This window comes from Streptomyces sp. NPDC046349, assembly GCF_055587885.1.
Map to the genome: position 1 here is coordinate 241,398 of NZ_JBVJFK010000010.1, position 14,229 is coordinate 255,626.

At 73.7% G+C, this 14,229-nt stretch carries 12 protein-coding genes; 8 read left to right on the top strand and 4 right to left on the bottom strand.

Features of this window, described 5'->3' with window-relative positions; translation table 11 throughout:
* Position 1: 1 nt before the first annotated feature.
* Positions 2–367, bottom strand: a complete 366-nt coding sequence (locus tag ACZ6JS_RS24435; RefSeq protein WP_469300890.1) for a hypothetical protein — start codon at positions 365–367, stop codon at positions 2–4.
* A gap of 190 nt (positions 368–557) precedes the next feature.
* Here ACZ6JS_RS24435 and ACZ6JS_RS24440 point away from each other — a divergent pair, with 190 nt between their 5' ends.
* Positions 558–1,031, top strand: coding sequence for a universal stress protein (locus tag ACZ6JS_RS24440; protein ID WP_469300892.1), 474 nt, complete (start codon positions 558–560; stop codon positions 1,029–1,031).
* 86 nt (positions 1,032–1,117) lie between these two features.
* Here ACZ6JS_RS24440 and ACZ6JS_RS24445 read toward each other — a convergent pair whose 3' ends face one another.
* Positions 1,118–2,059, bottom strand: coding sequence for a serine/threonine dehydratase (locus tag ACZ6JS_RS24445; protein WP_469300893.1), 942 nt, complete (start codon positions 2,057–2,059; stop codon positions 1,118–1,120).
* 15 nt (positions 2,060–2,074) lie between these two features.
* Positions 2,075–2,716: a TetR/AcrR family transcriptional regulator gene (locus tag ACZ6JS_RS24450; RefSeq protein ID WP_469300895.1), complete on the bottom strand. Its 642-nt coding sequence runs from the start codon at positions 2,714–2,716 to the stop codon at positions 2,075–2,077.
* A gap of 155 nt (positions 2,717–2,871) precedes the next feature.
* On the opposite strand from ACZ6JS_RS24450, the gene ACZ6JS_RS24455 reads away from it, so the two are divergent.
* The 7 genes from ACZ6JS_RS24455 to ACZ6JS_RS24485 all read left to right on the top strand — a co-directional run bounded on the left by ACZ6JS_RS24455 (position 2,872) and on the right by ACZ6JS_RS24485 (position 12,903).
* Positions 2,872–4,560: a ricin-type beta-trefoil lectin domain protein gene (locus ACZ6JS_RS24455; RefSeq protein ID WP_469300897.1), complete on the top strand. Its 1,689-nt coding sequence runs from the start codon at positions 2,872–2,874 to the stop codon at positions 4,558–4,560.
* An 86-nt stretch (positions 4,561–4,646) separates the two neighbouring features.
* The gene (locus ACZ6JS_RS24460) at positions 4,647–6,959 is read left to right on the top strand and encodes an alpha-N-acetylglucosaminidase (RefSeq protein WP_469300899.1); all 2,313 of its coding nucleotides are present in this window, start codon (positions 4,647–4,649) and stop codon (positions 6,957–6,959) included.
* A gap of 235 nt (positions 6,960–7,194) precedes the next feature.
* The gene (locus ACZ6JS_RS24465) at positions 7,195–7,545 is read left to right on the top strand and encodes a hypothetical protein (protein ID WP_469300900.1); all 351 of its coding nucleotides are present in this window, start codon (positions 7,195–7,197) and stop codon (positions 7,543–7,545) included.
* Entirely contained in the window at positions 7,538–8,572 is a 1,035-nt protein-coding gene (locus ACZ6JS_RS24470; protein WP_469300902.1) for a polyprenyl synthetase family protein, read from the top strand. The genes ACZ6JS_RS24465 and ACZ6JS_RS24470 overlap by 8 nt, the downstream gene beginning before the upstream one ends.
* Positions 8,573–8,633: 61 nt before the next feature.
* Complete coding sequence (locus ACZ6JS_RS24475) at positions 8,634–9,821, top strand: oxygenase MpaB family protein (RefSeq protein WP_469300904.1); 1,188 nt, start codon at positions 8,634–8,636, stop codon at positions 9,819–9,821.
* 60 nt (positions 9,822–9,881) lie between these two features.
* Positions 9,882–11,471, top strand: coding sequence for a molybdopterin-dependent oxidoreductase (locus tag ACZ6JS_RS24480; RefSeq protein WP_469300906.1), 1,590 nt, complete (start codon positions 9,882–9,884; stop codon positions 11,469–11,471).
* A 253-nt stretch (positions 11,472–11,724) separates the two neighbouring features.
* Complete coding sequence (locus ACZ6JS_RS24485) at positions 11,725–12,903, top strand: serine hydrolase domain-containing protein (RefSeq protein WP_469300907.1); 1,179 nt, start codon at positions 11,725–11,727, stop codon at positions 12,901–12,903.
* 48 nt (positions 12,904–12,951) lie between these two features.
* On the opposite strand, the gene ACZ6JS_RS24490 is transcribed toward ACZ6JS_RS24485, so the two are convergent.
* The gene (locus tag ACZ6JS_RS24490; protein WP_469300909.1) at positions 12,952–14,229 is read right to left on the bottom strand and encodes a cytochrome P450 family protein; all 1,278 of its coding nucleotides are present in this window, start codon (positions 14,227–14,229) and stop codon (positions 12,952–12,954) included.

The following is a 14,229-nucleotide window of genomic DNA, read 5'->3' on the forward strand; positions in this document are numbered from 1 at the left end:
CCTACTTCATCGGGTACTTGGTCTTCTCCGCGAGCTTGCCGTCCTTGAAGCAGAAGCGGACCACCGTCTCCTTGCCCATCTCGGCGTCGCCGGTGGAGATGTACCAGGCGCACGTGCTGCCCTCGGGCTCGACCGGTCCGCCCTCCTTGAGGGCGCTCTTGACGAAGCTCTCGCCCGAGGGGAGTTTGGCGCGGACGTCGCCCTCCGCGTCGCCGGTCCTCACCTCCTCGTAGACCGCGGGGTCGACCATGCTCTTGTCGGCCATGTCGGCGATCTTCCCCACACCGAAGACCACCGCGACGACGGCTCCTATGCCCAGCACCAGCGCCACGCCGCAGCCGATCAGACAACCCTTGCGCTGAGCCACGCCCGTTCCTCCAAGTCGCTTCGCGTCCGGCGGCGATCGCCTGGACGCTCACACCCTCGCAAGGGACGCGGGCCGCGGGCTGTCCTCGAAAGTCGTCACTCGCCGCAACGATCGTCGTTCGAGGCCGGCCCGGCGTTGCATGTATACAGGGAGAAGATCGACTTTCCGGGCGGAACGATAGGAACATACCGTGGGTGAGCAGACCATCGAGCCCCTGATCGTCGTCGGCGTGGACGGTTCCCACCACTCCCAGGAGGCCGTGCGCTGGGCCGTGGAGCAGGCCCGGCTGGTGGGAGGCCGGGTGCACGCCGTCATGGCCTGGGAGCGGAACAGCAGTCCCTTCGCGATCGGCATGGCGCAGGCCCGGTTCGCCGAGCAGGAGGCGGTGTCGGCCGAGGAGGCGGCCCGCCGGAAGCTGGCGGACACCGTCATCGCCGCAGTCGGCGCCTCCCCCGGCGTGCCGGTCTTCCGCCGCGTCGAGCAGGGGTCGCCGGCGCAGGTCCTGGTGGACGCCTCGCAGGAGGCGGACCTGACGGTGGTCGGGACCCGCGGATACGGCGGCTTCAAGGGAGCGTCGCTGGGATCGGTGAGCCAGCAGGTCGTGCAGTACTCCGCCGGTACGGTCGTGGTCGTCCGCGAGGGCGAGGACGACGGCGACGCCTGACCCGCGGCCGGCGAACGGCGCACGGCGGACTGCGGACTGCGGCCGACGGCCGGCCGGCGACCGGCGGCGTTCGGCGGCTGACGGCCTCAGGTGGCGGGTTCCGTCAGGTCCCGCGGATCCGTGTTGGCCCCGCACAGGATGACGGCGACCCGCTTCCCCAGCGGCTGCGGCGCTTCGCGCAGGGCCGCCAGGGCGGTGGCCGCACCGGTCTCGACCACGATCCGGTGCTCCTCCCAGACGGCGCGCCGAGCCGCCGTGATCGCCTCGTCGGGGACGAGGACCGACGTCACGTTCCTGCGTTGCGCGGCTGTCAGCGCGTCGGCCGAGACGCGGGTGGCCCCCAGCGAGTCGGCCGCCACGGAGTCCACGGCCACGTCGACGAGCCGGCCCGCCTCCAGGGCCGCGTTCAGGGCCCGGCAGTTCTCCGGTTCGGCCGCGACGACCCGTACGCCGTGTTCGCGCGCGGCGGTGGCCACCCCCGCGAACAGGCCGCCGCCGCCGACTGCCACGACCACGGTGTCCAGCCCGGGCAGGGCGTCGCGGATCTCGTCGAGCAGGGTTCCGGCGCCGGCCGCGATGAGCGGATGGTCGTACGCGTGGCTGCTCAGCGCCCCGCTCCCGGCGGCGAACTCCTGGCAGGCGGCGAGCGCTTCGGCGTACCGGTCGCCGACGAGCCGGACGTCGGCCCCGTAGCCGCGCAGCCGTTCCACCTTCACGCGCGGGGCGTTGGCGGGCAGGAAGACCGTCGCGGGCACGGCCAGCGCGCGGGCCGCCCAGGCGCAGGCGAGCCCGGCGTTGCCGCCGGAGGCGATGGTGACGCCGGCGGCCGGGAGGGTGCCGGCCTCGTGGTGCGCGGCGAGGAAGTTGCGGGCGCCGCGCGCCTTGAAGCTGCCGGTGTGCTGGAGGTGTTCCAGCGCGTACCAGACGCCGTCGGCAGCGGGCGCCACCGTGACGGGTCGCACCCCGCCGTCGATCCGCGCGGCGGCGGCGCGCACGGCGGCGTAGTCGAGCTGCTGCGGACGTTCCATGGTCGTCTCTCCCCATCAGGTGGTGGGCCGGGCGGCCTCGATCAGCTGGCGCAGGGCGCCGTAGTACACCTCGTGGTCCGTCAGGACCGGCAGTACGTCGGGCAGTCCGCCGGAGAGCACGGGGAACTCCTCGGGGTCGAGCGCGGCCAGTGCGGCGCGCGAGGCGGAGGCGGCGGTGGCCGGATCGCGATGGTCCACGAAAGCCGCGCTGCCCAGCGTGAGGAGGTACATGCGGCGGTATGCGGTGATCGCCTCGGTGACGGTCATCCCTGCCGCCACACTGTCGGCGAGGGCCGGTTCGACCAGCCGGGCCAGCAGCTGCCGGCCGAGCCAGGGACGGCCGCCGCGCAGGACGAGCAGCCCGGGGTGGGCGGTGAGCAGCAGGTACAGCGCGCGGAACCGCTGCTCGGCGGCCTCGGCCCAGTCGGTGCCGGCGGGGATCTCGGGAAGCTGTGCGGCCAGGTGCTCGGTGCACAGGTCGAGCAGGCCGGCGAGGTCCGTGCAGCGGCGCTGGACGGTGGCGTGGGAGACGTCGAGGCGGTCGGCGAGGGTGCGGAAGCTCAGGCGCTGCGGCCCCTCCTCGTCGAGGATCCGCAGGGCGGCAACGGCGATGGCCTCGGGGGTGGCACGGTCCAGTGCGTCGGATCTCCTCGGCATGGATACACCGTATCATACGTTGTATCAACTCTTTCGTGTGACGTTGATTGCAGCCATATTGCTGGTCATCGGACGACAACGAGCGACTTGCGTTGACACTGAGTAGTCGCCTCGCTGCACTGGGCCCACGACTGCCCCCACGTCAAGGAGACCCAGTGCCGCCTCGCCTGCGCGCAACGCTCCCCTGTCTGACCGCGGCCGCCCTGTTCGCCCTCGCGCTCTCCCCCGCCCCGGTGGCGGCGGAGCCCCGGGCGACCTCGGACACCCCGCTCGCGCTCACCCCTCCCATGGGCTGGAACAACTGGGCGCACTACATGTGCGACATCGACGAGGCGAAGGTGGTCGCCAACGCCGACGCGCTCGTGTCGACGGGGCTCGCCGCCAAGGGCTACGACACGGTGACCGTGGACGACTGCTGGATGACCAAGAGCCGCGACGCGCAGGGGAACCTGGTGGTCGACACCGCCAAGTTCCCGCACGGCATGGCCTGGCTCGGCGAGTACCTGCACGCCAAGGGCCTGAAGTTCGGCATCTACCAGGACGCCGGCTCGCTCACGTGCGAGAAGTACCCGGGCAGCGGCGCCCCCCAGGGCGGTGGGCCCGACCACTACGCCCGGGACGCACGGCAGTTCGCCTCCTGGAAGGTGGACTACGTCAAGATGGACGGCTGCAACCTGTGGGTGCCGGAGGGCCGCACGAAGGAGCAGGCCTACCGGGACGCCTACAACGGCGTCGCGAAGGCCCTGCGCGAGAGCGGCCGGGACATGGTCCTGTCCGCCTCCGCACCCGCCTACTTCCAGCAGGGCGAGTGGGGGAGCCCGGACTGGCACAGGGTGCTCGGCTGGGTCGGCGAGACCGGCCAGCTGTGGCGCGAGGGGAAGGACATCAAGGTCTACAACCCGGCCGCTCCCGCCACCTCCCGGTGGAGCTCGGTCCTGGGCAACTACGGATACAACCGCTGGCTCGGCCGGTACGCCGGCCCCGGCAACTGGAACGACCCCGACTTCCTGCTGGCGGGCGCACCCGGCCTCACGGCCGCCGAGAGCCGCAGCCAGGTCGCCCTCTGGGCCATGATGGCGGCCCCCTTCATCCTGTCCTCCGAGGTCTCGAAGCTGACCCCGGCGGGGCTCGCCGCCCTCGGCAACACCCGCATGATCGCGCTGGACCAGGACCCGATGGGGCGACAGGGCTCCGTGGTCTCCTCCAACGCCACCTTCGAGATCCTGGTCCGCCCCCTCGCCGACGGCGACCGGGCGGTGGCCGTGCTGAACCGCTCGGCGAACACCCGCGACATCCGGGTCCCGCTCGACGAGGTCGGCCTGAACAACTGCACGGCCGACGCCCAGGACCTGTGGAGCGGTGCGCGCACCGAGGTCTCCGACGCGCTGACAGGCAGGCTGGCCGGCCACGACACCGCCGTGTGGCGGCTCAGCCCGCGCGGCTGCGCCGAAGCCGTGCCGACCGGGCAGATCGTCGGTGACGGCGCCCGTTGCGCGGACGGGGCGAACACCAGTGGCGTCGGCGCGGTCGTGATGGCGGCCTGCACCGGAGCCCCCGACCAGCGGTGGATCCTGGGCGACGACGCCCGCCTGCGGCTCGCCGGCGAATGCCTGTCGGCTGGCAGGAACGGCTCCGTGGAGCTGGCCGACTGCGCGCCGCGGCAGAACCGGCAGCACGGCCAGAGCTGGTCCCACCGCCGGGACGGGGCCCTGGTGGAGGAGGTCAGCGGCCTGTGCCTGACCGCGCCCGCCGCTGCCGCCACCCCCGACGCGCCCGCCGAGCGGCTGCGGCTGACCCCCTGCGGCGACCACCGGGTCGACCAGGCCTGGTCCCTGCCGGTCTGAGGCCGGGCCGACGTATGAGCGACGCGACCCCGACCCCGACCCCGACCCCGGCCCCGACCCCCGAGCCGAACCCGAACCCTCGGCCGATGCCACGGCGCGGACGCCGGCTGCCCGCCGCCCGCCCGCTCTCGCTGGCCGCGCTCCCCGCCGCGCTGCTGGCCGTGATCTGCGCGGGACCCGCGCCCGGGGCCACCGCCCCGGACGCGGGGGCGCCCGCACGTGCCGTCGCGGCGACCGACGCGCGGCTCCCGGTGCGGGCCGGAGCGCCCGCGCAGCCGCGGCGGGCCGGCACCTTCGACCCCGCGCCCGCCCGGGCCTCCCTGCAACGGCTGCTCCCGCGGCACGCGCGGCAGTTCACCCTGGTGCCCGACCCGGCCGCCGGACCCGACACCTTCACCGTGTCCGGGACCGCCGGGGCGATCACCGTGCGCGGCAGCACCGGAGCCACCCTGCTCACGGGCGTCGGCTGGTACCTCCAGCACGTCGCCGGGGCCGACATCGGCTGGCCCGGCGACAGCATCGGCATGCTGCCGGCCCGGCTGCCGGCGGTACCGGCACCGGTCACCCGCACCGCGCAGGTCCCGCACCGGTACGCCCTCAACGACACCGACGACGGGTACTCGGGCCCGTACCGCACCTTCGAGGAGCACCAGCGGCAGATCGACCTGCTCGCCCTGCACGGCATCAACGAGGTGTTCGTGCAGGTCGGGGCGGAGTACCCGTACTACCGGGCGCTCCAGCGGTTCGGATACTCCGCCGAGGAGCTGCGGCAGTGGATCCCCGGCCCCGGCCACCAGAGCTGGTGGCTGCTGCAGAACCTGAGCGGCTTCGGCGGGCCGGTGTCCGAGCGGCTGATGCGCCGGCGCGCGGAGCTCGGCGGGCGGATCGCCGAGCAGCTGCGCGGGCTCGGCATGACGCCGGTGCTGCCCGGCTACTTCGGCACCGTGCCGCCCGGCTTCGCCGCCCGCAACGCCGGTGCGGCCACGGTCGCGCAGGGCGACTGGGCGGGTTTCGACCGCCCGGACTGGCTGGATCCGGCCTCCCCGGTCTTCGCGAAGCTGGCCGCCGCCTACTACGCGGAACAGCGCACGGTGTTCGGGGACAGCGCGATGTACCGGATGAGCCCCCTGCACGAGGGCGGCCGGACCGGCTCCGTCGACGTCGGCGAGGCGGCGGGCGCCGTCCAGGACGCCCTGCACGCCGCCCACCCCGGTGCGCTGTGGGCCGTACTGGGCTGGCAGGACGATCCGACCGCGGAGCTGCTGGCCGGGGTGGACACCTCGAAGCTGCTGATCCTGGACGGGCTGTCCGACCGCTACAACCGGCTGGACCGCGAGAAGCGCTGGGGCGGCGCCCCGTACGCGATGGGCACCATCTACAACTTCGGCGGGCACACCACGATCGGAGCCAACACCTCGGTGTGGCTGGAACGCTTCGGCCCCTGGCGCGCCAAGAGCAACAGCGCGCTGACGGGCATCGCCTACCTGCCGGAGGCCACCGGGACCAACCCGGCGGCCTTCGACCTGTTCACCGACCTCGCCTGGGATCCCGGGCCGGTCGACCAGCGCGCGTGGTTCGCCGGTTTCGCGGCCCGCCGGTACGGCCGGCCCGACGCCGAGGCCGCCGCCGCCTGGGAGGAGCTCCGCAAGGGCCCGTACAGCACCTCCTCGGGGCTGTGGTCGGAGTCGCAGGACAGCCTGTTCAGCGCCCGGCCGAGCCTGTCCTCGGTGGGGGCGGCGTACTGGAGCCCCAGGTCGATGCGCTATCCGGCCGGTTCGGTGCGCCGCGCGCTGGACCACCTCCTGAAGGTGGACCCGGCGCTGCGCGGTTCCAGCGCCTACCGCTTCGACCTCGTGGACACCGCCCGGCAGGCCCTCGCCAACCACTCGCGGGTGCTGCTGCCGAAGATCAAGGCGGCCTACGACGCCAAGGACCTGACCCGCTTCCGCGCCCTGACGGCCGAATGGCAGGACGGGATGCGGCTGTTGGACCAGGTGACCGGATCCGACCCCAACCTCCTCCTCGGGACGTGGCTCTCCCGGGCCCGCTCCTGGGGGGCCGACCGGGCCGAGCAGGACCGGTACGAGTACGACGCCCGCACGCTCCTCAGCGTGTGGGGCCGGCGCAGCACGAGCGAGGGCGGGTTCCTGCACGACTACGCGAACCGCGAATGGAGCGGCCTGATCTCGGAGTTGTACGCCAGAAGGTGGACGGCCTACTTCGCGGCGCTGGACGAGTCGCTGGTCCGCGGGGCGGCCCCGCGGGAGATCGACTGGCACGCCTTCGAGGAGGAGTGGGCCGGGCGGACCACCCGGCATCCGGACCGGCCGAGCGGGAACCCGTACCGGCTGGCCGCGGCGGTCGCGGCGGCCCTCCCGCCGGCGGCGGCCACCGGCTGAGAAGGACTCGGCGTACACCACCTGGAGCGGAGATGATCGCCCGATGCCGGGACGATCACCCGCGAGGAGGAAAGTCCACGCTCGTGCGGGGGAGATGGCGGGCCGCGGTTCGTCGCGGGGGGACGGCAGTCGGTTCACTGGCCCGGAGAAGACCAAGGGGCGGCCACCGGAGCGATCCGGTGGCCGCCCCTTGCCGATGCCACGAGGCGCGACGCGACCAGGAGTGCACCCGAGCATGTCCCAGACCGAACACGACCAGTCCGCGTACCAGCGGGAACAGGAGCGGCAGCAGCAGGAGCGGCCGGCGGGCGCCGGCTCCGCCGCCGCGTCCCTGGAACTGCTGACGCTGCTCGCCGCAGGGGTGGCCGACCTGGCCCTCGACCAGTTGCGGCAGACCGCCGACCGCGCGCAGGACGCACTGCGCCGTGCCGACCTGCGCGAACTGCTCACGGACGGTGTGGTGGAGCTGCGCAAGCGCGGCGAACTGGCCACCCGCCGGGCGGGCATGGGCAGCGAGAACTACCTGGAGACCATGGCCCGCCGCGCCGCGCAGCAGACCGCCTCCGAGGGCCGCCCCTGTGCATGACCACACCGGCTTCAAGGAGCGCATCGACGAGGTGCTGGTCCGGCTGGCCGACGACGAGGAGCGGGCCCTGCTCGGCCTGCACGCCGAACTCACGCCGCTGTCGGAGCAGTTACGTCGCTCACTGGCCCAGGGCAAGCGCATCCGGGCAGCGTTCCTGTACTGGGGGTGGCGGGCGGCGGGCCAGCCGGACTGCGAAGGGGTGATCCGGGCCGCGGCCGCCATGGAACTCGTCCACGCGGCGGCCTGCACCCACGACGACATCATCGACGACAGCCGCATGCGGCACGGGCAGCTCACCGCTCACGCCGCCTTCGCCGCCAACGGGCAGCGTGCCACCGCCCTTGCGATGATCCTCGGCGACCTGCTGATGGGGTACGCCGGGCACGTCTTCACCTCCTGCGGGCTGCCGGGCGCGTATCTGGCCCGGACCGTCCCCCTCTGGTCCACGCTGCTCCGCGAGACGATGGCGGGCGAGTTCCTGGAGGTCCTGCGCACCGCGGCGGGAGCGGACCGGCAACCGCTGGTGGCGGAGTCCCTGGAGGTCGCCCGCTTCAAAACGGCCAAGTACACGGTGGAGCGGCCCCTGCACCTCGGCGCCACCCTGGGCGGCGGCCCCGGTGCCCTCCTGGACGCCTTCTCCGGCTACGGCCTCCCCCTCGGGGAGGCCTTCCAGCTGCGCGACGACCTGCTGGGCACGTTCGGCGATCCCGCACGGACCGGCAAGTCGAACCTGGACGACCTGCGGGACGCCAAGCCCACGGCATTGCTCGCCCTGACCGTGGCGGCGGCCGGACCCGACGACCGCCGACTGCTCGCGAAGCTGGTCGGCAACCCGGAGCTGGGCGGGGAAGAGGCCGCGTCGGTGCGCGAGCTGATGGAGCGGTGCGGGGCCAGGCAGCGGGTGGAGGACATGATCCGCGAGCGCATCGGCCGGGCCGAGGCCGCGCTGGACCTCGCCTCGATGCCCGCGGAGGCCCGGTCCGCGCTGAGCGGGCTGGCCGCGACCGCAGCCGACCGCTCCCTCTAGCCGATCGGCGCACCCCTTCCCCGCAGCCACGCACCCGAAGAAGACGACAAGGACGATCGACGTGAACGCCAACGCACCAAAGACCGCCCCGGCGCGACCCCGTTACGACCACGCCGCCCTCGACGCCCTGAGCACGCAGGGCGATCCGCTCGCCGACGAGACCGTCGCCGAGATGTTCCGCCGCAAAGAGGTCGGCGACCTCAACACCCTCATGCGGTTCTTCACCACCGCCGGCGACAAGCTCCCCGAGCAGCTCCCGCAGTCCGCGCGCGCCTACTTCGAGGCGACGGCCATGCCCCCGAGCTGGGTGGACTGGGACGTGATGGAGCAGGCCAGGCTGTTCTTCATGGACAACGCGGCCCACATCAACACCGGTCTGTCCTTCGCGGCCATGCCCGCGACCTATGCGATCCCCCGGCTCTCGCGGCTGCTGGCCTCGACGCACTCCATGGCGTACCCCTCGCGCCGGATGGCCAACACCGGGCAGTTCGTCACCTACCTCATGCAGACCAACTCCTTCGCGGAGGGAAGCAAGTTCATCCCGGCGGCGCAGAAGGTACGGCTGCTGCACGCGGCGGTCCGCCACCACCTGGGCCACGGCGGCCACTGGGACGTCGAGAAGGACGGCGTGCCCATCTGCCAGGAGGACATGATCGGGGGGCAGATCTGCTTCTCGCTGCTGGTCCTGGACGCCATGCACCGGCTCGGCATCCACATGAGCGAGGACGGCGCCGAGGCCTACTTCTACGCCTGGCGGGTCGTGGGCGCCATGCTGGGCTGCGACATGTCGGCGGTGCCGGAGACGCTCACCGAGGCCCGCGACTACTGCGACCTCTACCTCCTGCGCAACCTCGGCCCCTCGCCCGAGGGGGTCCGCCTCAACGCCCAGCTGATGCGCATGTACGAGGACGTGGTCCCGGGCACTCTCTTCGACCCGATGGTCCCCGCCACCGTCCGGTTCCTCGTGGGCGACACCATCGGCGACTGGCTGGAGATCCCGCGCACTGCCTGGGACACCGCGGCCAAGGCGGTGCCGGTGTTCCTCGGGCTGCTGGAGACCATCGAGGACAGCAGCCCGTACGCGGAGTGGGCGCTCGACAAGGCCGGCTCGCTGCTCTCCGGCTTCGAGCTGGCCTCCCTGACCCGGGGCAGGGTGATGCACCACGCCATCCCGGCGGAGCTGAAGGGCGACTACGGGGTGAAGGCGCCGCGCACCGGGCGCTGGGTGCCGCCGTCGCCCGTGCACTGACAGGCTCCGCTCCCCCGTGGCGCCGACGCGCCGCGCCGCGGCCCGGGGCAGACTGGCGGTGTGAGGGCAGACCGAAGCGGCTCCCGGGGGCCGCGGCGAGCGGTGGGCGCCGCCTGCGGCGTCGTCGGCGCGTTCGCCGGCCTCGCGGTGGCGGAGCTGGTCGCGGCGGCGGTCCGGCCCGAGGCCACCCCGGTGGCCGCAGTCGGCGCGGCCGCCGTCGATCTGACTCCCACGGCCGTCCGCGAGTGGGCCATCGCCCTGTTCGGCACCGCCGACAAAGCGGTGCTGACGCTCGGCATCATCGCCGTCCTCGCCGCGGTCGCGGCCGGGGCCGGGCTGCTCGCCGTACGCAGCCTGCCCGCCGGGATCGCGGTCGCGGGCGGCTGCGCTCTGCTGGGGGCCGCGGCCGCGCTCAGCCGTCCGCAGGCCGTCCGGCAGGACGCGCTGCCCTCGCTCGCCGGGGGACTGGCGGCGGCCGGCGTGCTGTGGCTGCTGGGCACCGCGGCCACGCGGCCCCGACCGGCGGGGGCGCCCGCCGGCGGCGGCCGGGCGATGGACCGGCGCGGCTTCGGCAGGCTGGTCGTCGGCGTCCTGGCGGTGTCGGCCGCGGCCGGTCTCGCCGGACGGCGCCTGGGCGCCCACGGCTCCGCCGGGGCGACCGCCTCCAGGGTCCGCCTCGTCCTCCCCCGTCCCGACGTGCCCGCACCGCCGGTGCCGGCCGGCGCGGACCTGCGGGTGCCCGGGCTCGGCCCCTTCCTGACGCCCGCCCGGGACTTCTACCGGGTGGACACCGCGCTGGTCGTGCCCCGCGTGGACGCCGACACCTGGCGGCTGCGCATCCACGGCGAGGGGGTCTCGCGTCCCCTCACCCTCGACCTGCGGGAGCTGCTCGCCCGCCCCCTGGTCGAGCACGACATCACCCTCACCTGCGTCTCGAACGAGGTCGGGGGCCCGTACGCGGGCAACGCGCGCTGGCTCGGCGTTCCTCTCGCGGACCTGCTCCGCGAAGCCGGGGTGCGGCCCCCGTCCCGCGGCGGCCCGGCCGACCAGCTCGTGGCCCGTTCCGTCGACGGCATGACGCTGGGCACGCCCGTCGAGACGGTCATGGACGGGCGGGCGGCTCTGCTGGCCGTGGGGATGAACGGCGCGCCGCTGCCCTTCGCGCACGGCTTCCCCGTCCGGATGGTCGTACCGGGCCTGTACGGGTATGTCTCCGCCTGCAAATGGCTCAGCGACCTGCGGCTGACCACCTTCGCCGCTTACGACGCGTACTGGGTGCGCAGGTCCTGGGCGCAGCAGGCCCCCGTGAAGACGCAGTCGCGGATCGACACCCCGCGCCCGTACGCGGCCCTGCGACCGGGCCGGGTGGCGGTGGCGGGGGTGGCGTGGGCGCAGCACCGGGGGATCCGGCGGGTCGAGGTACGGGTGGACGGCGGCCCCTGGCAGGAGGCACGGCTCGGGGCGGCGGACGGTGTGGACACGTGGCGGCAGTGGGTGTGGACGTGGGAGGCGACGGCGGGCCTGCACACGCTGGAGGTCCGGGCGGTGGACGGGACGGGCGCCGTCCAGACGGGGGTCCGCGCGGGGACCGTGCCGGACGGGGCGACGGGCTGGCACGCGGTGGAGGTCCGCGTCCGGGCCCCTGGCTGACCCTCCGCGCCTGTGTCCGGCGGGCGGCCCGGAGGTGTCGTCGGCGGCGTCACCCGTGGAGCTGCTCCGGCATGCGGCGGGCGGGGCCGCCGGTTAGCCTGCCGGGACCAGGCCGGCGATCGCTCGGACGTGTCTGTCAGATCGTGTCGGTCGAGCCCGTGGCGTCCGCTGCCGGGCGGCGCGGGCCCGGCAGGATCGGGAAGTCCCGCCCCGGCGGGGGGCCTTCGCCTTCGACTCGCAAGGGAGGCACGCCGTGCGACGCTACCGGACCTTCACCGCCGCCTGTCTGGGCAGCCTGCTGCTGGGCGCTTCACTGGCGGGCGGCTGGACCGCCGTCCGCGCCGGGAGCGCCGCCGCGCCGTGCCCGGCCGGCCAGGTCTCCCGGGGTGGCAGCTGTCTGCCGGACGACACGGAGGAGTTCGTCGCGCGACAGGTCTCGGACGCGTTGAAGACGTACAGGCTCACCGCGGCGATGGCCGGGGTGTGGGTCGACGGCGAGCGGGTTTCGGCCGCCGCGGCCGGGGAGACGATGACGGGCTTCCCCGCGACGACCGACATGCGGTTCCGCATCGGGTCGGTCGCGATCCCGCTGATGACGACCGAGCTGCTCAAGCTGGTGGACGCGGGCAGGGTCTCGCTCGACGACAAGCTCTCCCGCTGGCACCCGGACCTCCCGCACGCGGACGAGATCACGCTGAAGATGCTGGCGTCAGCCTCCTCCGGGTACGCGGACTACGTCACGGACGAGGGCTTCATCGCCGCCCTCTACAAGAACCCCTTCCGGCACTGGACCGGGGACGAGCTGGTACGGATCGCCATGTCCAGGCCCATGGCGCGGCCGCCCGGTTCGGGCTTCGCCTACTCGCACGCCAACTGGGTGCTCCTGGGCGACATCATCGCCAAGGTCGAACAGAGGCCCCTGGGCGAGGTGATGCGGGAGAACGTCCTGGAACCGATGGGACTGACCCGGACCGACATCTCGTCCAGGGCCGAGATCCCAGCGCCGGTGCTGCACGGCTTCGACAACGGGCGGGGGGTGTTCGAGGACTCCACCTACTGGGACCCCTCGTGGACGGTGGCGGAGGGGGCGGTGATGACCGCGACGCTGGAGGACATGGCGAAGTCCTTCGCGGCCATCGGCGAAGGCAGGCTGTTGACTCCCGAGTCGCACAAGCTGCAGCTCACGCCCGTGGTCAAGGTCAAGGGGAACGCCTGGTTCGCCTTGGGGCTCCCGGTGGAGAACACCTGGATCCTGCAGAACCCGTCCTTCGCGGGCTACGCCGGCACGGTCGCCTACCTGCCGTCCCGCAAGCTGGCCATCGCGACGGTGGCGACCCAGGGCCTCGGCAGCACCGTCCAGAACGCCAGCTCGAACGTCCTCCAGGCGATCGCCGCCCACCTGGCCCCGGAGCGCCCCCTCACCCTGGGCTGACCGGCAGACCTGCTGCCCGCCGGAACCCGTCCCGGCGGGCATCGGGAGTCAGGGGCGGTGCAGGTGGACCGGGAGCGTCTCGACGCTGTTGCCGATGAAGCTGCGCTGGTGCGGGAGTTCGCTCTCGGGGGTGGCGAGGTCGAGGTCGGGGAAGCGGGTGAACAGCCGCTCCAGGGCGGTGGTGGCCTCCAGGCGGGCGAGGGGGGCGCCCACGCAGTAGTGCGCGCCGTGCCCGAAGGAGAGGCTGCGGGCGGCCGTCGGGCGGGTGATGTCGAAGCGGTCGGCGTCGGGGCCGTGGAAGTTCTCGTCGCGGCCGGCCGCGGTGTAGCCGGCGAGGACCGGTGTGCCCTGCGGGATGACGGTACCGCCCACGGTCATGTCGCTCGTGGGGTAGCGGAACGGGAACCAGCTGACGGGGCCGTCCCAGCGCAGCGTCTCGTCCACGACGTCCGACCAGGTCGCCTTGCCCTCCAGGACGAGGGAGAGCTGGTCGCGGTGCGTGCACAGGGCGCGGACGGCGTTGCTGATGAGGTTGAGGGTGGTCTCGTGGCCCGCGACGAGCATCAGCCGCATGGTGCCTATGAGTTCGGCCTCGCTGAGCCGGTCGCCGTCGTCCTCGCGGGCGGCGATCAGGGCGCTGGTGAGGTCTTCGCCCGGCTCCGCCCGGCGGATCTCGGCGATCGTTCCCATGAGCTCGACGAGCTCCCGTACGGCGGCCATCGCCTCGGCCGGGGCGGTGTCGGTCGCGATGATCACCTTGTTGGACAGGTGGTGCAGGCGTCCCCGGTGCTCGGGGTTCACGCCGAGGAGCTCGCAGATGACGCTCATCGGGAGCGGGAGCGCGAAGTGTTCGCGCAGGTCGGCGACCCCGTCGGGGGAGGCGGCCGCGGCCCGCTCCAGATCGTCGAGGAGCTCGGCGGTGAGTTCCTCGACGCGCGGGCGCAGGCGTTCCACCCGGCGGGCCGTGAAGGCCCGGCCGACCAGGGCGCGGAGCCGGCGGTGGTCGTCCTCGTCGGCGGTGTGCATGCCCTGGGCGTTGGCGAACGCCCGCAAGGGCCAGTCGCGGGGGATGCTGCCGTCGTGCAGGGCGGGGAAGTGCCGTGCGTCCTTGGCCGCTTCGGGGTGGGCGAGGAAATCCTTCAGCGCTTCGTGCCCCAGGACGACCACTCCGGGAACCCCGCCGGGGAGCACGACCCGCGCGACCGCGCCGTGCTCGGCGCGCAGCCGGGCGTTGAGGGCGTGGGGGCAGCCGCCGGCGGGGTCGATCACGTACGGGGTCTCCGGGCCGGACGGGGTCTGCGGGACGGGTGCGGTGTGCGACGACAA